We start from the raw sequence: 20,746 nt of genomic DNA, 5'->3' as shown, positions 1-20,746 counted from the left end.
GTTTTATCACTCTGTGGTAGTGAAACCGGTGAGGCTTTCGGACTTAATGGCTTGAGGGTAAGCGCCATGGAACAGGAGATTAAAATAAGCCCACGGCAAGTTATGCTTTAGCCGTGGGCGAGACAATTATTCGGTATATTCTTGTAAGGAACGCACTTGAATTGTGTCATTCTGCAAAGCTTCTATCGCATCAACAACCGATATAGCTCCCGACATTGTCGTGTAATAGGGAACCTTTTGCATCAAGGCAGCCCGACGCAGCGACTTTGAATCGGAAATTGCACTTGCCGTATCTGTTGTATTGAAAACAATCTGTACCTGACGGTTGCGAATAGCATCTTCGATATGCGGGCGGCCTTCGAGAACCTTGTTGATTTTCTTGGCCTTCACGCCGTGTTCTTCAAGAAATTTCTGTGTTCCTGTTGTTGCAAGGATTGAAAAACCGAGTTTTGCCATGCGCTTGACGGCGCCGAGCACGCGTTTTTTGTCATCATCCTTGACTGACACAAAAAGTGTTCCTTCGCGTGGCAGATCATTTCCCGCACCAAGCTGCGCTTTGGCGTAAGCAAGGGCAAAGCTGTAATCAAGCCCCATCACTTCGCCAGTCGAGCGCATTTCTGGTCCGAGCAAGGTGTCAACGCCCTGAAAGCGGGCAAACGGGAAAACAGCCTCTTTCACAGCAATATGCGGCTTTTTCTGTGGCTTGGGTCTTCCGCCATAGCAATTGATTGTTTTTTCAAGCTTTTCACCGGCCATGACACGGGCGGCAACCTTGGCAATCGGCCGTCCGATTGTTTTGGCAACAAACGGAACGGTACGGGAAGCGCGCGGGTTGACCTCGAGAATATAGATAACACCTTCTTTGACGGCATATTGAACATTCATCAAACCGCCAACATGAAGCGCTTTGGCAAGCTCGATCGTCTGGCGTTTCAACTCTTCAACGATTTCAGGTGACAATGTGTGAACGGGGAGCGAACAGGCCGAGTCGCCCGAGTGGATACCGGCTTCCTCGATATGTTCCATAATGCCGGCTACGAATGTGTCTTCGCCGTCGCACAGGCAGTCGACATCAACCTCGATTGCATTGGTGAGGTAGGTATCGAAAAGAAGAGGATTTTTGCCGAGCAGTGTATTGATCTGTCCGGTTTTGTCATTCGGGTAATGGGCCTTGATTTCTTCCGGCACCAGTTCGGGAACAGTGTCCAGAAGATAGGATTGCAAGTTGCGTTCGTCATGAATGATTTGCATGGCGCGGCCGCCAAGCACATAAGACGGGCGTACAACAAGCGGAAAGCCCAGATCATTGGCAACAAGGCGCGCCTGTTCAACCGAATAGGCAATGCCGTTTTTCGGCTGTGTCAGATCAAGCTTGATGAGCAATTTCTGGAAGCGGTCGCGGTCTTCTGCTAGATCGATTGCATCCGGCGAGGTTCCAAGTATCGGAATGCCGGATTTTTCAAGCGAGGCGGCAAGTTTCAGCGGCGTCTGGCCACCAAATTGGACGATAACGCCGACGAGTTCGCCTTTTTCCTTTTCCGCTTCGAGAATTGAAAGCACATCTTCGGCAGTCAAAGGCTCGAAATAAAGCCGGTCGGACGTGTCATAATCTGTCGAAACGGTTTCCGGATTGCAATTGACCATAATGGCTTCATAGCCTGCATCATGGAGTGCAAAAGCTGCGTGACAACAGCAATAATCGAACTCGATACCCTGTCCGATACGGTTTGGTCCGCCACCAAGGATAACCACTTTTTTCCTGTCGGAAACATTGGCTTCCGAACGCATTTTACCGGCAAAAGGCACTTCATAGGTTGAATACATATAAGCAGTCGGTGAAGCAAATTCGGCAGCACAGGTATCAACACGCTTGAATACCGGTTTTACATTAAGTTCATGACGCGCTTTTGTAACTTCTTCGGTTTCAAGACCGGTAAGGCTGCCAAGCCGCGCGTCGGAAAAGCCCATGGATTTGAGCATACGGAAATTCTCCGCATCTTTCGGTAGGCCTTGCTCGCGCACACGTTGTTCCATATCGACAATCGAGGCAATCTGCTCAAGAAACCAAGGGTCGATTTTGCTGATCTGGTGGATTTCGTTTAATGGCATCCCCATGCGCATGGCCTGCGCAACATAACGCAAACGATCAGGCGTTGGTGTGCCGATAGCGGCACGGATAGCATTTTTCTCGTCGCCTTCGGCGTGTTCGGGAATAGTAATGTCGTCAAGGCCGGTCAAGCCGGTTTCAAGCCCGCACAAGGCTTTTTGCAAAGATTCCTGAAAAGTGCGGCCGATTGCCATAACTTCGCCGACCGATTTCATTGCTGTGGTCAAAGTATGCGAGGCACCCGGAAATTTTTCAAAGGCAAAACGCGGTATTTTGGTAACGATATAGTCGATTGATGGTTCAAACGAAGCCGGTGTTGCTCCGCCGGTAATGTCGTTTTCCAATTCGTCCAATGTGTAGCCGACAGCAAGTTTTGCTGCAACTTTGGCAATCGGAAAACCCGTTGCTTTCGAGGCAAGGGCGGAAGAACGCGAAACACGCGGATTCATTTCGATGACAATCAAACGGCCATTTTCCGGATTGACGGCAAATTGCACGTTGGAACCGCCAGTTTCGACACCGATTTCACGCAAAACCGCAATCGAGGCATTGCGCATCATCTGGTATTCTTTGTCGGTCAAAGTCAAAGCCGGTGCGACTGTAATAGAGTCACCGGTGTGAACGCCCATAGGGTCAAGATTTTCAATCGAACAGACGATGATGCAGTTGTCCTTTTTGTCGCGGACAACTTCCATCTCGAATTCTTTCCAGCCCAGAACACTTTCTTCAATGAGAACTTCTGTGGTTGGTGAAGCTTCAAGCCCGCGTTCGATGATTTCGTAAAATTCCGAACGGTTATAGGCAATGCCGCCACCGGTTCCACCGAGCGTAAAAGACGGGCGGATAATTGCCGGAAGTCCGACAACATCAAGAGCTTGACCGGCTTTACCGGTTGCATGGGAAATATAACGCTGTTTTCTGTCGCCTTCGCCCAAATGCCAATCATGTTCGAGTTTTTCGAGTGCTTTATCAAGCTCGTCACCTTCAAGTTCGGCCTTGAGCTTGTCGCACATTGCGTCGTGGCGTTTGCGATCTTCTTCCTTGATTTCGGTGGCATTGGCAAGCATGGATTTGGGCGTTTCAAGTCCGATTTTTGCCATGGCTTCACGGAACAATGCACGGTCTTCGGCTTTGTCAATCGCCTTGGCATCGGCCCCGATCATCTCGACATGATAGCGTTCAAGAACGCCCATGCGTTTTAACGACAAAGCCGTATTCAGGGCAGTCTGCCCGCCCATGGTGGGAAGCAGCGCATCCGGCTTTTCGCGCGCTATAATTTTTGCAACAACTTCCGGCGTTATAGGCTCGATATAGGTTGCATCGGCAAGATCAGGGTCTGTCATGATTGTTGCCGGATTGGAATTGACCAGAATGATCCGGTAGCCTTCTTCCTTCAAGGCTTTACAAGCTTGCGTTCCGGAATAGTCGAATTCGCAGGCTTGACCGATGACAATAGGTCCCGCACCGATGATGAGAATGGATTTTATATCTGTGCGTTTTGGCATGGCAGCATCCTATCGCAAACACCCGCACAGGGAAAACTGGCAGGTTCAACATTTCTTTTTTTAAGGCTAAGCCTGCCTTATAGGTAAAGTCAGCGTGAAAGTAACCCCCTAAATTTTGCTTTTCCTAATTTTTTTTGCTTTACTATGGATGAGAGCCTTCTCTTCTTGGAGGAAGAAGCTATATGCTCTCGAATAAAATAAGCACTGGGAGTGAGGCTTATGCGGTGGGAAGGTGGCAGACAAAGCGACAATATTGAAGATCGTCGCGGTGAAGAAAATAACGGTGCAAGTCCGGTTTTTCGAACAGGTTTGAGTGGCGTCGGTTTTGCCTTGTTGTCGCGTGGCGGTTTCACGGGAATTCTCATTCTTGTTGTTATTTTTCTAGGGCTCAGCTTCTTCGGCTATAGTCCGACACGTTTTCTATTCGGCGATGGAGCGCTGGTGAATGAACATAGAGCGCCATTTGGCGCAGCAAAAGCGCCGCTTCAAACCAATGACCGGCGCAGCCTTTTTATTGCAACGGTTCTTGCCGAAACAGAAGATACGTGGGGCGAGATTTTCTTCCACCACAATGCCAAATATAAGCCACCGATCCTTGTGCGTTTTACCGGCGCTATCGATTCGCCATGCGGGCTTGCAACCGCGGCCGCCGGCCCTTTCTATTGTCCTGCCGATCAAAAGCTTTATCTTGATGACGAATTTTTCGACAAATTGGCAACCCATTTTAAAGCACCGGGAGAATTTGCCCAAGCCTATGTCATTGCCCATGAAGTCGGCCATCATGTGCAAAATTTGACCGGTGTTCTCGACCGGATGAATAAGAGAAGGGCAAGCGCCGATACGTCGACTGCCAATGCACTTTCGGTAAAAATCGAATTGCAGGCCGATTGTTATGCCGGCGTGTGGGCGCATTCAACCGAGGATGACGGACTGCTTGAAGAAGGTGATATCGGCTATGCATTGAATGCAGCAGCAAAAATCGGTGATGATACATTACAAAAACGGACGCACGGATATGTTGTGCCTGATAGTTTCACTCATGGAACGTCCGCACAACGCGTCAATGCTTTCAAAACCGGTTATCAACTGGGCAAAATGGAATCATGTGACGGATTTTAAAAAATCCACACCTGGAAGATTTCGTGACGTTGAAAGACTTTCTGTTCAACATTTTTACGCTGTCTTCTAGAGGTGGTTGTTATCATTCAAGTTTCGCATCTGTGGTTCATGAGTATCGGCTGTCTTTCATAAAGTGACCAGCATAAATCATAAGGATGACGAAAATTGCAGGCAACCATCTTCACCGGAAGGGAGGCTTTAAAATTTTGCCGTGTACGCCTATTTTGTCTCCCGCAAAATGGCTGTTTAACAAGACCAAAAATATTCAGGCAAATTTTGCCGGTTCAAGCATTTCAAAAGTCTTGATCGCTCCCAAAATAGTATAGAGAGTTCAGTAAGCCGCGTTTTTCCCCTTTTCTATTTTTCACAATAGTCCTATTAGCAATTTCTTGTATAAGCATGGAAATTCGTCATGTCGCAAAGTCTCGATGCAAAATTTGTTCACAAGGGACTTGTTCTGGTCTTCATCACGCTGTTACTGGATATTATCGGCATTGCGATCATCGTGCCGGTTATGCCGGAATATCTAAGCCAATTGACCGGCGACAGTATCAGCAGGGCTTCGGTTGATGGCGGCATTCTGCTCATGGTCTATTCAACCATGCAGTTTCTTTTTGCCCCCTTTATCGGCAATCTTTCCGACCGGTTCGGACGCCGGCCGATTTTATTGTTATCCATTATCACTTTTGCGATCGATAATTTTATCTGCGCCATTGCGTGGAGCTATTCCATGCTCTTTATAGGAAGAATTCTTGCCGGTGTCAGCGGCGCCAGTTTTTCTACCTGTTCGGCTTATCTTGCCGATATTTCCGACGATGACACCAGAACACGCAATTTCGGGCTCATCGGCATTGCCTTTGGTGTCGGTTTCTTTTTAGGGCCGCTGATTGGCGGCGTTTTAGGCGAAATCGGCCCGCGCATGCCGTTTTATTTTTCAGCCGGACTTTCGCTCGTCAATTTTGTTTTTGCCATGTATATGCTGCCGGAAACTCTACCAATGTCATTGCGCCGCCCCTTCGAGATCAGACGGGCAAATCCGGTTGGCGCTCTGCTGGAATTGCGCCATTATCCCACTGTGCTTTGGGTGGCACTCGCCTTCTTCCTCTATTGGCTTGCCGAGGCGGTTTGGCCTTCAACTTTGGCTTTTATGGCCAAAGAACGTTATGGCTGGAGTGAATTTTCCATCGGTTTTGCTTATGGCGTTTTTGGCATCGGCCAGTGCATCATAATGGGATTGCTCTTGCCTTATATGACAAGGCATTTAAGCAATTGGAAAATCTCGATGATCGGGCTTATTTTCGCGCTCGTTGGCATGGTCGGCTATACCTTCGCCTTTGAAGGTTATATGCTTTATGTCGTTTACCTTTTTACTATGCCGGAATATATCGCCCATGTGCCAATGCGCTCTATTGCTTCCTCCCAAGTTCCAGCCAACGCGCAAGGTGCTCTCCAAGGCGCTTTGACATCGATAACCTCCATCACGTCGATGATCGGGCCGGTATTCTATACGTCGATTTTCAGCTATTTCACGAGCGATAGTGCGCCGTTCAAATTTGCCGGTGCCCCTTGTGCAACCGCATTTTTCGTGTTGCTCGCAACAACACTGGTTTTCGGCTTTTTCGTTCGCGAAGACAAAAGCCCGCGTCTAACGACATATGAACTTGTGCGAGATCGCGGTAACGAGAAAGCGGAAGACAGCTAATCTGGTTAAAAACAGGCTTAGAAATTTTCCCTCCCGTTAGAAATGTTGAATTTCCGGAAGTTTCAAAAGCTTTTATCCACGATTAAAAAACAGGCAATAGTCTTAATCTCTGGAAAAGCTAGGAGCAGCTCTTGCCTGTTTTGTTAATGCGGGCAAGTTTGTTGACTACGGCGGGAGCGCCGGATTTAAAAAAACAAACACGGTGAAACGCCCGAAAACACGGCAAAATGCGGAACGGAAAGTGCACTGTGCTGCTCTGGAGTTCAATCGAAACGCTTTACGTTTCAGGAGAATTTCTGTCCGGAATTGAATTCGGTTCTAACAGAAAGTGTCTTGAACATGACTGACTTATTCTAAATTCAAGGGTAGCGCTATGTAAAACAACCGTTCATCGCATCGGAAAGCGGATTTAAATGGCTGCTAAAAATGAACGGAACCATTGGAATGGGAAGAACAGTCTGTGCATGCTCCTCTTCCCGACTTTTCCGATAAAATCGGCAAAACAACATTATTGAATACGAAAAAACCCGCTTTTTAGCGGGTTTTTAATCATTTTAAATCTGTTGAAAAGCCAAACGGCAAGCGGCCAATTATGCCGCTTTTTTATGTTCGCGGATCATCTTTGCAAATTGCTGGAAGAGATAATGGCTATCTTGTGGTCCCGGCGAAGCTTCGGGGTGCTGTTGCACCGAAAAGACCGGCTTGCCGACAAGCCTGATACCACAGTTTGAACCGTCAAACAGCGAGATTTGCGTTTCTTCTACCCCTTCAGGAAGGGTTTTTGCGTCAACTGCAAAACCATGGTTCATGGAGACAATTTCCACCTTGCCGGTTTCTTTATCCTGTACCGGATGGTTGGCACCGTGATGCCCCTGATGCATTTTGACAGTTTTTGCACCCATTGCCAAAGCAAGCAATTGGTGACCAAGGCAAATGCCGAACATCGGAATGCCTGTCTCGACGAGTTTTCTAATCATCGGAACAGCATATTCGGCTGTTGCAGCAGGGTCACCCGGGCCATTCGACAGGAAAATACCATCAGGATTCAAAGCCAAAATTTCTTCGGCTGTGGTTTTTGCAGGAACGACGGTGACGCGGGCTTCAAGTCCGGCAAGAAGCCGCAGAATATTGCGCTTTACGCCATAATCGACGGCAACAATATGAATGTCTTTCGTCTTTTCATGGCCATAGCCTTCATTCCATACCCATGGCGTTTCATCCCATTCGGATGACTGGCCTTCGGTTACATCTTTAGCAAGGTCAAGCCCGACCAAGCCGCTCCATTTGCGGGCGCGCTCTTTCAAAGCCTCGACATCAAAAACACCGTTCTTGTCATGGGCAATCACCGCATTGGAAAGGCCTTTTTCACGAATAAGCGAGGTCAAGGCACGTGTATCAATGCCGCAAAGGGCAATAATGCCGCGTTGAGACAGCCATTTGTCCAGACCTTCTGCGGCACGATAATTCGATGGGTGGGTAATATCTGCTTTGAAAATTGCCCCCACAGCACCATGGCGTTGAGCCGGTGTCAGATCTTCTATATCTTCGGCATTGGCGCCGACATTGCCAATATGCGGGAAAGTAAATGTTACAATCTGGCCGGTATAGGAAGGATCGGTGAGGATTTCCTCATATCCGGTCATAGCAGTATTGAAGCAGACTTCAGCTTCAATGGAACCTGTTCTACCCAAACCTTTACCTTCAATGACGGTTCCGTCTGCTAATACCAAAAGCGCAGTGGGTTTCGTGGTGCCCCAAGGTAAAGTCGTTTTTGTTGTATTAGTCATCGCTCACTCTCAATTAAACGTTGGTTTAAAACGGCGCGTTTATTGTTCGCACTAAAAAGCCGCAAGCAAATGGCATCTGCTGGGCGTTCGAGTTTTCCAATCTTCGGCTAAGGTTTGTGATATAGGAGCTTTGATCGGCAAGGTAAAGAGCAATGGAAGTCTTTTTCATGGCTTTTTCCATTATTTTTAATGCTTTCCATTGCATGAGGGGCGGCGATTTTGTAGACCAAGACAAATTTCCACAGGAGGGAACAGAACCATGTTGCGTGATGACATTAATAATGCGTTGAAAACTGCTATGAAGGAACATGATAAAGCCCGGCTTTCAACCCTTCGTCTTATCAATGCAGCCGTCAAAGACCGCGATATTGCCAATCGGGGAGAAGGCAAACCCGCCGTTGACGACACCGAATTACAATCCATTCTCGCGAAAATGATCAAACAGCGCGAGGAGTCGGTCAAGCTCTATAATGAGGGTGGACGGCCCGAACTTGCAAAAGCCGAAAGCGACGAAATTGCGGTTATCCGCGAGTTTTTGCCGCGTCAGCTTGATGAAAACGAGGTTCAAAAGGCAATTGCCGAGGGGCTTGAAGCAACCGGTGCAGAAAGCTTGCGTGATATGGGCAAGGTTATGGCATGGCTGAAAGAACGCTATAACGGCCAGATGGACTTTGCAAAAGTTGGCAGCACCATTCGCGAAAAACTGAAATAGTTCGAGCGCTTTCAAGCCGGTTATAAAATCAGCCGGAGTTTAGAACGCACTTTATAAAAGGCGCCTTTTTCAAGGTGCCTTTTTTCATGTTTCCCTAAAAATCCCGAATGATCGGAACGGAACAATCAGCCCATTCCAAATGGGGGTAAACAGAATAAAATTTTACGAGCGTATCAGCCGGCCAAGCCAGATAAGAATGCAGGCGCCGATAAAGCCGGAAATCAGATAGCCAAAACCGCCGGCGAAAGTAACGCCGAAAAGACTGAATATAAAACTGGCGAGCGATGCGCCGACAATACCAAGAATGATATTCACAATAAGGCCGGTGTTGCTTTTCATAAATGTTTTTGCTGCCCAGCCAGCCAATCCGCCAATAATGATAGCGGCAATCCAACCTACACTTGCGTCCTGCATAAATATCTCCTTTAATCGGAATGAAATTTAATGAAAAAGGGTAGGGCGGGGGTTTTCTTCTTCAAGTGTCTTGAATCTTTCTTCTTGCCGTCAAGCCCGTTTTGGCAAAAGTGCAGTGGCAAATGAAAAAATCAGAGAAGAGAATTAAAAAAAAACAGGTTGATGCAGTTTTGACTGGTCACGCTGATTTTATTTTTCTTCTGGAGCAGCAGGATAAAGCAAACATTTTTCTGAAAGCTGAAAGGCATAAAAGTTATAATGAAATGGGTATTTCCTAAAAGAGCGGGCGAATTTTCATTCTCTGCCTTTTGATTTCATTTTAAAACAAATGCTTAACCGTCTTTAAAGTCGGGGTGTTTAATTTAATTGCAACAATGTTTAAGTTAATAGGACTGGAACCGGAGACGACGAAAAGTAATGCGTTTTTCACCCGATTTTCTTGACGAAATTCGTGCACGCCTGCCAATTTCAACCGTGGTAGGCCAAAGGGTGAATTTTGATCCCAAAAAAAGCAATGTTTCGCGCGGTGATTTCTGGGGCTGTTGTCCTTTTCATGGCGAAAAAACGCCAAGCTTCCATTGCGAAGACCGGAAAGGCCGTTACCATTGCTTCGGTTGTGGGGCAAGCGGCGATATATTTACTTTTGTGACCGAGATTGACGGTATTCCTTTTCCTGAAGCTGTCGAGCGTTTGGCAAATCAGGCCGGTGTCAGGATGCCGGCACGTGACAAGGATGCCGAGAGACAGGAAAAGATCAAAAAAGACCTTTATGATGTCATGGCCCTTGCGGCGAGCTTTTTCCAAAGCAAGTTGAAATCACAGGAGGGAAACCTTGCCCGCAGCTATCTTGAAGGGCGGCAAATGCCCAAAGCAATGATGGACCGCTTTCAGATCGGTTTTGCGCCGGATGCGCGCAATGTTTTGAAGGATGCACTGATTGCTAAGGATATTTCATTAAAACAGATGGAAGATTGCGGGCTGGTTGTTGCTGCAGAAGATGGCTCGGCACCATATGACCGGTTCAGAAACCGCATCATGTTTCCGATTGCCGATTTGCGCGGGCGCATTGTTGCCTTTGGCGGGCGCGCCATGGACAAGAATGTGCGGGCAAAATATCTGAACAGTCCGGAAACAGTGCTCTTCCATAAAGGCAAAATGCTTTATAATGCCGCTACGGCCAGAAAAGCCGCACAGCCGAAAGCGCAAGAAGACGCCAAGCCGATCTATGTTGTTGAAGGTTATATGGATGTGATTGCTATGGCCAAAGCCGGTGTCGACACTGCTGTTGCACCCCTTGGCACAGCTTTGACCGAAGACCAGATTGGGCTTTTATGGCGCATGACACCTGATCCGGTTTTCTGTTTTGATGGTGACGAGGCGGGAGTTCATGCAGCATTTCGGGCAGCAGAGCGCATTTTGCCAATTTTGAAAGCTGGTGTTTCTGCCCGTTTTATTCTATTGCCCGATGGTAAAGACCCTGATGATATTGTGAAAACAGGGGGATCGGATAGTTTGAAAGTCGAACTATCAAAATCAATTCCCCTTGCCGAACTTTTGTGGCGCAAATACACATTCGGCCAGCAATTCGAAACGCCGGAAGCGCGTGCGGCTCTCGAGCGCGAGATTAAGTCGGTTATTTTCACAATCAAGGATGAAAGTTTACGGCATTATTATTTACAGGATTTGCGCGACCGGTTGCGCAATCTGTTTCGTCCGGCTTTTTTCAAGAATAACAGCAAGAATTATCGTGGTAACCGGAATGCGAACACTATTGGCGGCGGTCCCAGCCCAAGTTTGGCCAATTCCAATCTGGTCAAAAATTCGGCGAGTTTCATTCCCTTGCGTGAAGCGGCAATATTGATGACCTTGGCTTCCCATCCCGAGCTCTGGTACGAGGATTTTGAAACTTTGGCAAAGCTGGAATTGCAAAATCCGGCACTTATCGGCCTCCATCGTGCTATGCTTGAAATTATGGGTGAATGGCAACCGAATGATGCCGATGCCATGATGAAGCTGTTGAAACAAAAGGGGCAGGAGCAAATCCTCAACCGGATCCACAGCATGCTGAAAAATCTCGGCTTTCGCTGTGCTTTTGCGGAAGCGCCGATTGAAGACGCAAGAGAAGCTTTAAAACAGGCTGTCTACTTGCATCTGCGTGCACATAACCTACATAAGAGGTTGCGTGACATTGAAGCCGAGCTTTTGGAAAAATCGGATAGCGGGATGTTTACCCTTTTGGGCGATGTCAAGGCAGAACTTGAAAAAACTGAGGCTGTTGAGGCTTTGATCGATGGTTTTGGACGGTGGAAAGAAGACGAATCAGACCGGAATGAGTCGGAAAATCAATAAATGATTCGCTTTTTGTCTGCGAATCAGCCACGAAAGCCCAGTTGTGCTAGAATTGGCTTGGATAATCGGGTTAAAGAAACAATCAGGTTAAAGAAAGAGTGAGATTTAGCGGGCGGGGGTTTTCTTTTAGCGATGAAAAGGCGGCAGTGCAAGAGCTATGGCGCAATGGAACATTTTTGAAAGAGTGGTGTTGAAGAACAATCATATGGAGCAAGGACGTTATCTTGCAAAGAAAATAGCCAACATTAATCTTTTTTAAAAATTAACGGCTTTACAAGATTTGCAATCCAATAAGCCGTAAGTATTGGCGGAAATTCAAGCCAGATGGAATGGCTGTAAGTGCAGAATGAGTAGAAAGTTGCAAAACACAATGAATAAATGTGCGATGTGGCTGAGCGGAGTTAACACGGAATGGCAACAAAGGTAAAACAGACAGAAAATGCAGAGACCGAGCGCGAGGTTAGCGGCGATGGTCCTCTTTTGGATCTGTCCGATGATGTCGTAAAAAAACTGATCAAGACTGCGAAGAAGCGCGGTTTTGTTACGATGGACGAATTGAACGCTGTTCTTCCTTCAGAAGAGGTGACTTCCGAGCAGATCGAAGACACAATGGCCATGTTGTCGGACATGGGCATCAATGTTGTGGAAGATGACGAAGAGGCTGAAGCAGAAGCTGAAACCGAGGAAGAAGAAACTTCCGAAGGTGGCGAACTGGTAGAATCTGGCGGTCGTGCCCTTGCAACCACATCAAAGCGCGATCAGAACGACCGGACAGATGATCCGGTGCGTATGTATTTGCGTGAAATGGGTGCTGTCGAGCTGTTATCACGCGAAGGCGAAATAGCCATTGCCAAGCGTATTGAAGCCGGTCGCGAGACAATGATTGCAGGCTTGTGTGAAAGCCCGCTCACATTTCAGGCGCTCATTATCTGGCGTGAAGAACTCAATGAACAACGCATTTTGCTACGTGAAATTATCGATCTTGAAACCACTTATGCAGGACCTGAAGCCAAACAGGCTCCGGTCATCGAACATATCGAGGATTTGAAGCCCAAGGAGGAAGCTCCCAAACGTGTGGTTCACGATGATGATGACATAACCGATGTCGGCGGCGAAACCATTGAGCCGGATGAAGATGACGAAGATGACGATGAAAACAATCTGTCGCTTGCAGCGATGGAAAACGAGCTTCGTCCGCAAGTCATGGAAACTTTGGACTTCATCGCGGATACTTACGCAAAATTGCGTAAATTGCAGGATCAGCATGTAGAAAGCAGCCTCGCCGACCACGACGAAGGCGCGCTGTCTCCTGCGCAAAAGAAAAAATACAAACAGCTCAAGGATGATCTGGTCAAAGCTGTCAAATCATTGTCACTTAACCAGAACCGTATCGAAGCGCTGGTCGAACAACTCTATGACATTAATAAACGTCTGGTAAAAAGCGAAGGCAAGTTGAAACGTCTTGCCGATTCCTATGGTGTTGGACATGAGGAATTCCTGAAACAGTATCAGGGTCGCGAAATGGACTCCGATTGGGTCAATTACATTTCCACATTGCCCGGTCATGGCTGGAAGGAATTTGCCACCAGAGAAGCCAAAACCATTCAGGAATTGCGCAGTGAAATCCAGATGCTGGCGCAAGAAACGGCGATTTCGATCGGCGAATTCCGCCGTATCGTCAATCAGGTCCAGAAGGGCGAACGCGAAGCAGCCATTGCCAAAAAGGAAATGGTGGAAGCCAATCTGCGTCTCGTTATTTCGATTGCCAAGAAATATACCAATCGCGGTTTGCAATTTCTTGATCTTATTCAGGAAGGCAATATCGGCCTGATGAAGGCTGTCGATAAATTCGAATATCGTCGTGGTTACAAATTTTCCACTTATGCAACATGGTGGATACGTCAGGCCATTACCCGTTCGATTGCCGATCAGGCTCGTACAATCCGTATTCCGGTTCATATGATCGAGACCATCAACAAAATCGTGCGTACTTCACGCCAGATGTTGCATGAAATCGGGCGTGAGCCGACACCGGAAGAATTGTCGGAAAAACTTGCAATGCCGCTTGAAAAAGTGCGCAAGGTTCTGAAAATTGCCAAAGAGCCGATTTCTCTTGAAACACCTGTTGGTGATGAGGAAGATTCACATTTGGGCGATTTTATCGAAGACAAGAATGCGCTATTGCCAATCGATGCCGCTATTCAGGCGAATTTGCGCGATACGACCACACGTGTTCTTGCCTCTCTCACCCCACGTGAGGAACGCGTATTGCGTATGCGTTTCGGTATCGGCATGAATACAGATCATACTTTGGAAGAGGTCGGCCAACAGTTTTCGGTTACCCGTGAACGTATCCGCCAGATCGAGGCAAAAGCATTGCGCAAGCTCAAACATCCGAGCCGTTCACGCAAGTTGAGAAGTTTTCTCGATTCTTAAAATTTATGCAAAAGGCACGAAATCTTGCGGTTTCGTGCCTTTCCGTTTTTCAAGCAAGGACAAAGCATGTCATTTTTGCAGAGACTTTTTGGTAAATCTCCAAGCACTTCGAGTGAAAAATCAGAAATTGACGGCGGCCAAACAGAATATAAAGGCTTTATCATTTCTGCGACGCCTTACAAAAATGAAGGCCAGCTCCAGAGTTGCGGCGTTATTTCAAAAACCGTCAATGGCGAGACCAAGAGCTACCGGTTCATCCGTGCGGACCGTTTTACCAATCTCGATGATGCTGTTGCCATGATTCACATCAAAGGCCGCCAGATTATCGACGAGCAGGGCGAGCGGATTTTCGAATAATAGCCTGTTTTCGGGTGCCTGCTTCGACACGCATTTTTGTGAACCGAAAAGTCCCCACTGTTTCCGGCCTGTCAGGGCAACAAGCTTCAAATAAAAGCCGTATGAAAGAAATGAGCATGGACAAGCTTCCATTCTATAAAACAAAGCTGCTGGAGCAAATGACTCCCGAAGAATGGGAAAGTCTTTGCGATGGTTGCGGGCTGTGCTGTTTACAAAAGCTGGAAGATGAAGATAGCGGCGAAATTTTTGTCACGGCCGTTGGCTGCCGGTTGCTTGACGCGAAAAGCTGCCAATGTAGTGATTATCAGAATCGCAAGTCCATTGTTCCCGATTGCCTCTATCTTGATATCGAAATGGTGCGCGCGGTGCGCTGGTTACCGGAAACTTGTGCCTATAAGTTGGTTGATGAAGGAAAAAACCTGCCTTCTTGGCATCACCTTGTTTCGCATGACAAGGAAAGCGTGCACAAAGCCCATATTTCCGCTCGCGATAAAATTCTCGCCTATGAAGATGATCTTATTTCGGACGAAGATTATCTTGATTACATCATCGGCCCGATTAACGGCTGAGGTTTGGGAATTCGCAGGCGCTTATTTTTCCATTTGCTCGTCAGGACAGGCCTTTAAAGAAACGCCAGAGATACGACATAAAATCGTGATCGCGGATAATAACGGCAACAATTGGCCGTTAAAACGAGGATTTCTTGAAGCCGTAACATACCTGCCGAAATTTTCATGCGCGAACCGGAAGCGTTCCGAGGCCTACCCTTTCAAAACCTGTAAGAAGACGAACCCCTTTGTCTGCGAACGTTTGTGAAGTTCTCGGGCACGAAAAATTTTCGAAGACCAATCTCGTCTCGAATGCCACTCGTCTTTATGGTGCGCTTCACAAGTGACGCGTGTCCCTGTCCGGTAAGGTTGATGTCATAGTCTCACGCTTCATAGTCTCTCGCTTGCAAACGTTCTACCAAATTGACCGGTGAGACCTAGCCACAGATTGACCCTATGGCCGTTTTGGCTTCCCGATGAGATGCTATGTCGAGAAATAAACAGTAAAGAACAGCGTCAGAAGCGGTTCCAATTATTGTTCGATCGCAAATGTCATCGTCACATTGACCTTGTAATCAAGTTCGCCGGAAGAAAAATTGGTTTCGTTCCGATATGCTGTGGCACTTGCACTCATAAGACGGGGCATCATCATATTGCCTGAGTTATCTTCAGCAATGGTAATGACGTTTCCAAGTTTTACATTTGCGCTTTCAGCCAAAGTTTTGGCCTTGGCTATGGCCTCTGCGACGGCTTTTTTCCTTGCATTTATAAGGTAAGGCTTAGTATCGGCATTTGTAAACGTAATGCCGTTCACAGAATTGACGCCCAACTTCATCGCTTCATCAAAAATCTTGCCGGCTTTGTTTATATCGCGCACACGCACGCTCAAACTATTGGAAACACGATAAAGAGGCGTATTTGCCTTTTTGTTTTTTTCGTTTTCCTCGACACGGTAAATAGCAAGTCCCGAAGTCATCAGATCGGCATTTTCGATACCATCTTTCTTAAAGGCATCAAGAACCTTGTTCATTGTTGCATTATTGGTATTCAGTGCAGAATCGGCAGTTCCCCCTTCGGTCTCGACAGCAAGGTTGATAATGGCAATATCGGGTTTCGCCTGTTCGTCTCCTGTTGCCTGAACCACAATGACAGGTTCCGTTTTATTCACATTTTGCGCATGAAGAGCAAGCGGCGAAGTGACACACAAAAAGGCGGCACATGCAGAAATCATTTCGGCGTTGCGGGGGAAAATACGGGACACTGTCATTTACTCCTCATTTTTAATAAGTCTCTATCTTTTAGATAGAGTTTCGCGGGCGAGATAAAAGCTTCAAGCGCTAAAATTTTCAAAAAGGTGAATAAGTTGACACGGGGGCACTTGTGTTGACGAAATTTTTAGGTTATTGCGGGGCTTCCGTGGGGCCTGTAGCTCAATTGGTTAGAGCCGGCGGCTCATAACCGCTTGGTTGGGGGTTCGAGTCCCTCCGGGCCCACCACCACGGGCATCTCCATTTTTGTAATTATAGATAGAGTAATCCCGAGCTGGAATTCGCTTGCTCTTTGTTGAGATTGACTAAATTTCTTATTATGTGATTATGAGCATTTAATTTTGCTTGTTAAGTTACAAGGTTGTCAATCAGCTTAGATTTTGGCGGCACTGTTTCGTGGAAAATGTGAAAAATAATTTCAATTGAAACTGAAAAATATTCCGTTTCCTAGTTCCTATTTAAAACGGATAAGTTGAAATTAACAATTGACGACGCCACTACAGTGGCTAGAATTCTTTTTTTAGAAAAGAATTAGCATTGTTTATATTTTTCACTTTTTATTTGAGTTAGATTATGTCCCAGAAAATATTGCGCGATGTTCCTGTTTCAGAAGATTTGTTCTCTGGACATGGGCACAAGCGAACAGCTTCGGCTTTAGCTAAGACAATAAAGGAATTTGGCAACGACACCTGTGCAATCGGATTGGAGGGGAAATGGGGGGCAGGAAAATCAACGATTATTGAATTAGCTCGACAGGAACTCAATGGCGACAAAAATGAAAAAAAATACCGGGTTTTCACTTTCGACCTTTGGTCCAATCAAACATCCAATTTTAAGCGTTCTTTCTTGGAGGCATTGTTAAACTGGATTAAAGAACCATCGAATGGTCTCCCTAACAGTGAAGAAACCAAAATTAATAAAATTTATGATTCAATTCGCGGAAAAACCATCAATACCCGAACGACAAATCATAAAATTTTCAATCCATTTGGCATAGTTTTTATCATTTTTGCATTGTTTTTGCCGCTTATTTATCAGTGGCTCGGACCAACGGCTCTAAAGGATGAAGCTAATCACGTCATCCCAATATTATGTATGACTAGTATTGTGGCAATTGGGGTAATATTTGTTTGCCGAGTCCTCTACAAACGTTTTAATGAGAAAACTAAAAGCTGGATTACAACAATTTCTGAAGCAATAACAATCTTCTCACGAGATGCGGAAACGACTCATGAAGAAAAGACTATAAGAGAACAAGACCCTTCACAAGCCGAGTTTTATGAAACATTCCAAAACCTATTAGATATATATCAAAAAGAAAATAGAAGGATAGTTATTGTTTTTGATAACATAGATCGTTTAACAAAATCCCGTTTAATTGATGCATGGTCGGAAATACGGACTGTATTAAATGATAATTCCAAACAAGGGACACAAATACAGAACATAATGGTTGTAGTACCATATGATAAAGATCATGTCCTATCAGCATTTGCGAGCAATAATACATCTAAAGAAAAACAGAGTACATTACCCAACGACGATATTATAAGAAAATCTTTTGATTGTGTCTTTCACGTATCACCGCCGGTGTTATCTGATGAAGCAAAATTTTTCAAAGAAAAACTCCACGAAGCGGGTGATGCTCGGTATGACTATCTTGCAGATCATTTGCACGAAATATTTTCATTATCTATTGCTGAGCAAACTTTTGCACCAACACCACGACAAATTATTCATTTCATAAATGAAGTAATGATATTGACAGATCAGTGGGAGAAAATCCCAGTACTTGATGTGGCCGTATTCGTCGCAAATGCGGAGAAATTATATAAAAATCCGCTGCTTCTGCAAAATTTCGATAATATTAAACTTCAGTATAGAGTCTTAGCAGATTCAAATGATCTATTCAGAAATTTAGCAGCATTAGCTTATAATGTTGATCCCGAGTTAGCATTCCAAGTGTTGTTATACAAAGATCTTGAAAATCTATTTACAAAACCGAAATGTGATAAACTTGAAGAGCTTTTAAAATCACCTGGCATTCCTGAAATGTTACGGAAGTTCATTGAAGAAGAAGTAAATAACTGGATAGGATTCAACAAGTTCGAAGAATTTGGAAATGCTGTTGAAAACCTAATGCTAAAAGAAATTTCAGATGAAGTACGAAAAATTTGTAACCCGTATTTAATAAATAATCTTGGATTGCTGAGCAATTTTCATTTGGAGGACATAGAGCCTGTTAAGAAGATTCTATCGACGGTTTCCTTAGTTGAAAACAAAAAGGTTGAAGATGTAGTTCAGAAGATAAATATTTGGCTAAAAAATAGCATCGCTGGTTACATAAATTCAAATAGAGAAGGCCATGGGAATAAATCGTCACTTGAAGTAATGAAATCGGGAAAAGCATTTGGGGATCTTATTGGTGAATTGCATAATAAATTGCAAAATAAGTTTGAGACGCTGGAGAATAACGATAAAGCTGATGATCTCATCAAAAAATTTGAATGGTTAGGTGTGCTTCCTGAGCTTGATATTGGTGTGGCTGTTTCGTGTGAAGAGACTAATCTTAATTTAGCTGATTTAGGCTTTAAGCCGAATGAAGAGATATGTCGTAGATTTGTTGAAATGCTTGACGTCGCGAGTGAAGATATGTCGAAAGCTCTCCACCAATTGTTTCCTTATTTTAAGGATGACGAGCTAATTACAATCATACGTTCTGCAAGCAAGTTTATTACCGGAAAAAAGGCAGATGATGTTATAAATAATATAAATATCATTGCATTTATATTGGAAAACAGGTTTATAAAAAACGAAAGTTTACCTCAGGAATTTATTAGGATGGTAAACAGTGGTCTTCCTCTTTTAGTGGCATACACCAATTATCAAAAAGACAATGTTCATCCTGATTATGTTGCTGCTGCCTTAGATATATATATCAAAGTTCATCCTGATTTGTCGGTTAATCAAATCAGTACGGTTGGCACACAGTATGGCGGATTGATAAATGAAAAACAATGGATAAAAGAAGTTAAAAACGATAAAGAATTTTTGCCTGAAATTATCCAAAAATTGGGCAAATTTGTTAACAGCCAGTTGTTAAACACAACTTTATTGAAAGAGTTGATAGATGGCACCGATAAGGAGATCTTTAACGTTAAAGTACTAACTGCCGTTGCCTCAAGCGATGAAATTACCCCGCCAGACACTCGGATGTTTATATTAAATTATGCGAAACTCAAAGAAAAATTGCCTGAGAATGTTATAGAACGGTTTTTGGCAGTCGTTGGACAAAATTTAGATTCTTCAATATTTCAAAGTCTCGGTTTGCAAGACATTTCACCTGATCTTGTCAAAGATATTTTGGCGTCTAAAGAAAAAGGCTGGAAGGAATTTCTGGATTGGCTGGATATGCAGCTCAAAGATACTCAACAGGAGGAGTGGGCGAAATATCTCTCGAACCAACAAGATGTAATAGATATTTTTTCATGTACTTCTAAACGGCGTTCAAAGAATAAAATTGGCAATAGTTTTGCTCATTTAACAAATGCTGTCGTTTCTCATTGTGTTGATATTTGTGTAGTTGACAATCATTCGACCGTTAATTTCAATGATTTGTATGGTGAACTTACGAGTGGGGATAAGGCGACTGTAGGTATGAACTTTCTTGAAGGCCTGAAAGAAAAAACGACAACTGCAGGCGGGATTGTTAAACTTTGGGAGAATTGTCCGCAAATTCTCGAAAAACTAAACTGGGGTCATGATAAAAAAACTATTGTTCGTCGCTTAATAGGTACGATCATTACAAGTTCATTCATAGACAGAAAACAGCTCGTAGAAACTCTATGTGAACATTTGGACGAATTCGTTTCGAAATTAGATAAAGATACTTTCGACGAGTTTAAGCAGCGGATAGACAATGCTTACGTTGATTTGAAAGAAAAAAATGATGAAGCTGGTTTAGCAATCATCAAACAAATCGCCGAACAAGTTGGTATGCAGCTTGGCGAAAAATACCGGTTAAAAAAGCCTGACAATTCGGAGCCGGGTCTCAACTCTGAACTTGGAAGTTCACATGATGAAGAAAAATAGACTAGTTTTTCCTTTAAATTCTAAACAGTCATAAAAAATCGATTTGTTCGCCCATCTTTTGAAACGAAATTATGTGCGAAAAGCTGGTAAGCAAAGTTTGCTTAAAGTGATTTTTGGAATCGGCTGGATTCTAGCAGTTTCTCGTCGGGGATTGGGAATAGGCGTTAATCGGTATTGGAGCGCATTGGCAATAAAAACAAGAAGAAAATAAGCAGACAACAACAACGGATATAACTTGTTTTGATGGAAAAATCTCTAACTATAAGCATTCAAAAACCGGTCTTAAAAACTCCGATTTTAAAAGCCGGTGACTCTCTTCATATTTGATTATGAAATCCTTGACTCTCGTT

13 protein-coding genes and 1 tRNA gene are annotated in these 20,746 nt (G+C 44.9%); 10 read left to right on the top strand and 4 right to left on the bottom strand.

Annotated elements, in window-relative coordinates; all coding sequences use genetic code 11:
• Positions 1 to 126: 126 nt before the first annotated feature.
• Positions 127 to 3,612: a carbamoyl-phosphate synthase large subunit gene (carB, locus tag H3S83_RS09015; protein ID WP_198239472.1), complete on the bottom strand. Its 3,486-nt coding sequence runs from the start codon at positions 3,610 to 3,612 to the stop codon at positions 127 to 129.
• Between the two features lie 219 nt (positions 3,613 to 3,831).
• Here carB and H3S83_RS09010 point away from each other — a divergent pair, with 219 nt between their 5' ends.
• Positions 3,832 to 4,731, top strand: a complete 900-nt coding sequence (locus tag H3S83_RS09010; RefSeq protein WP_078039751.1) for a neutral zinc metallopeptidase — start codon at positions 3,832 to 3,834, stop codon at positions 4,729 to 4,731.
• Positions 4,732 to 5,143: 412 nt separating this feature from the next.
• Entirely contained in the window at positions 5,144 to 6,433 is a 1,290-nt protein-coding gene (locus H3S83_RS09005; RefSeq protein ID WP_198239471.1) for a TCR/Tet family MFS transporter, read from the top strand.
• Between the two features lie 590 nt (positions 6,434 to 7,023).
• Here H3S83_RS09005 and carA read toward each other — a convergent pair.
• Positions 7,024 to 8,220, bottom strand: a complete 1,197-nt coding sequence (gene carA, locus H3S83_RS09000; protein WP_078039749.1) for a glutamine-hydrolyzing carbamoyl-phosphate synthase small subunit — start codon at positions 8,218 to 8,220, stop codon at positions 7,024 to 7,026.
• A gap of 259 nt (positions 8,221 to 8,479) precedes the next feature.
• Between carA and H3S83_RS08995 the strand changes: the two genes are divergently transcribed.
• Positions 8,480 to 8,932, top strand: a complete 453-nt coding sequence (locus H3S83_RS08995; RefSeq protein WP_077972079.1) for a GatB/YqeY domain-containing protein — start codon at positions 8,480 to 8,482, stop codon at positions 8,930 to 8,932.
• 162 nt (positions 8,933 to 9,094) lie between these two features.
• Here the strand turns inward: H3S83_RS08995 and H3S83_RS08990 are convergent, their stop codons facing one another.
• Positions 9,095 to 9,346, bottom strand: coding sequence for a GlsB/YeaQ/YmgE family stress response membrane protein (locus tag H3S83_RS08990; RefSeq protein ID WP_077972078.1), 252 nt, complete (start codon positions 9,344 to 9,346; stop codon positions 9,095 to 9,097).
• 122 nt (positions 9,347 to 9,468) lie between these two features.
• Between H3S83_RS08990 and H3S83_RS08985 the strand changes: the two genes are divergently transcribed.
• From H3S83_RS08985 to H3S83_RS08965, 5 genes are all read left to right on the top strand, one after another.
• The gene (locus tag H3S83_RS08985; protein ID WP_198239470.1) at positions 9,469 to 9,624 is read left to right on the top strand and encodes a hypothetical protein; all 156 of its coding nucleotides are present in this window, start codon (positions 9,469 to 9,471) and stop codon (positions 9,622 to 9,624) included.
• 139 nt (positions 9,625 to 9,763) lie between these two features.
• Positions 9,764 to 11,695, top strand: coding sequence for a DNA primase (dnaG, locus tag H3S83_RS08980; RefSeq protein WP_198239469.1), 1,932 nt, complete (start codon positions 9,764 to 9,766; stop codon positions 11,693 to 11,695).
• 411 nt (positions 11,696 to 12,106) lie between these two features.
• On the top strand, positions 12,107 to 14,131 hold the full coding sequence (gene rpoD / locus H3S83_RS08975; RefSeq protein WP_077972073.1) for an RNA polymerase sigma factor RpoD: 2,025 nt from the start codon (positions 12,107 to 12,109) through the stop codon (positions 14,129 to 14,131).
• Positions 14,132 to 14,197: 66 nt separating this feature from the next.
• The gene (locus tag H3S83_RS08970) at positions 14,198 to 14,488 is read left to right on the top strand and encodes an HlyU family transcriptional regulator (protein ID WP_077972072.1); all 291 of its coding nucleotides are present in this window, start codon (positions 14,198 to 14,200) and stop codon (positions 14,486 to 14,488) included.
• A gap of 116 nt (positions 14,489 to 14,604) precedes the next feature.
• Positions 14,605 to 15,057 carry a YcgN family cysteine cluster protein gene (locus tag H3S83_RS08965; protein WP_370541344.1) on the top strand — a complete coding sequence of 151 codons (453 nt, stop codon included), beginning with the start codon at positions 14,605 to 14,607 and terminating at the stop codon, positions 15,055 to 15,057.
• A gap of 511 nt (positions 15,058 to 15,568) precedes the next feature.
• Here H3S83_RS08965 and H3S83_RS08960 read toward each other — a convergent pair.
• Positions 15,569 to 16,303 carry an SIMPL domain-containing protein gene (locus H3S83_RS08960; RefSeq protein ID WP_198239468.1) on the bottom strand — a complete coding sequence of 245 codons (735 nt, stop codon included), beginning with the start codon at positions 16,301 to 16,303 and terminating at the stop codon, positions 15,569 to 15,571.
• 152 nt (positions 16,304 to 16,455) lie between these two features.
• Between H3S83_RS08960 and H3S83_RS08955 the strand changes: the two genes are divergently transcribed.
• Both H3S83_RS08955 and H3S83_RS08950 read left to right on the top strand, forming a co-directional pair.
• A tRNA-Ile gene (locus tag H3S83_RS08955) sits at positions 16,456 to 16,532 on the top strand.
• A gap of 345 nt (positions 16,533 to 16,877) precedes the next feature.
• Positions 16,878 to 20,396, top strand: a complete 3,519-nt coding sequence (locus H3S83_RS08950; protein WP_198239467.1) for a P-loop NTPase fold protein — start codon at positions 16,878 to 16,880, stop codon at positions 20,394 to 20,396.
• Positions 20,397 to 20,746 lie beyond the last annotated feature (350 nt).

Source organism: Bartonella sp. W8122, from assembly GCF_016102485.1.
In the GTDB taxonomy this organism is placed as follows: Bacteria; Pseudomonadota; Alphaproteobacteria; order Rhizobiales; family Rhizobiaceae; genus Bartonella; species Bartonella apihabitans.
Note: the sequence above shows the minus strand (reverse complement) of the source record. Positions and strands in the feature narration are given on the sequence as shown.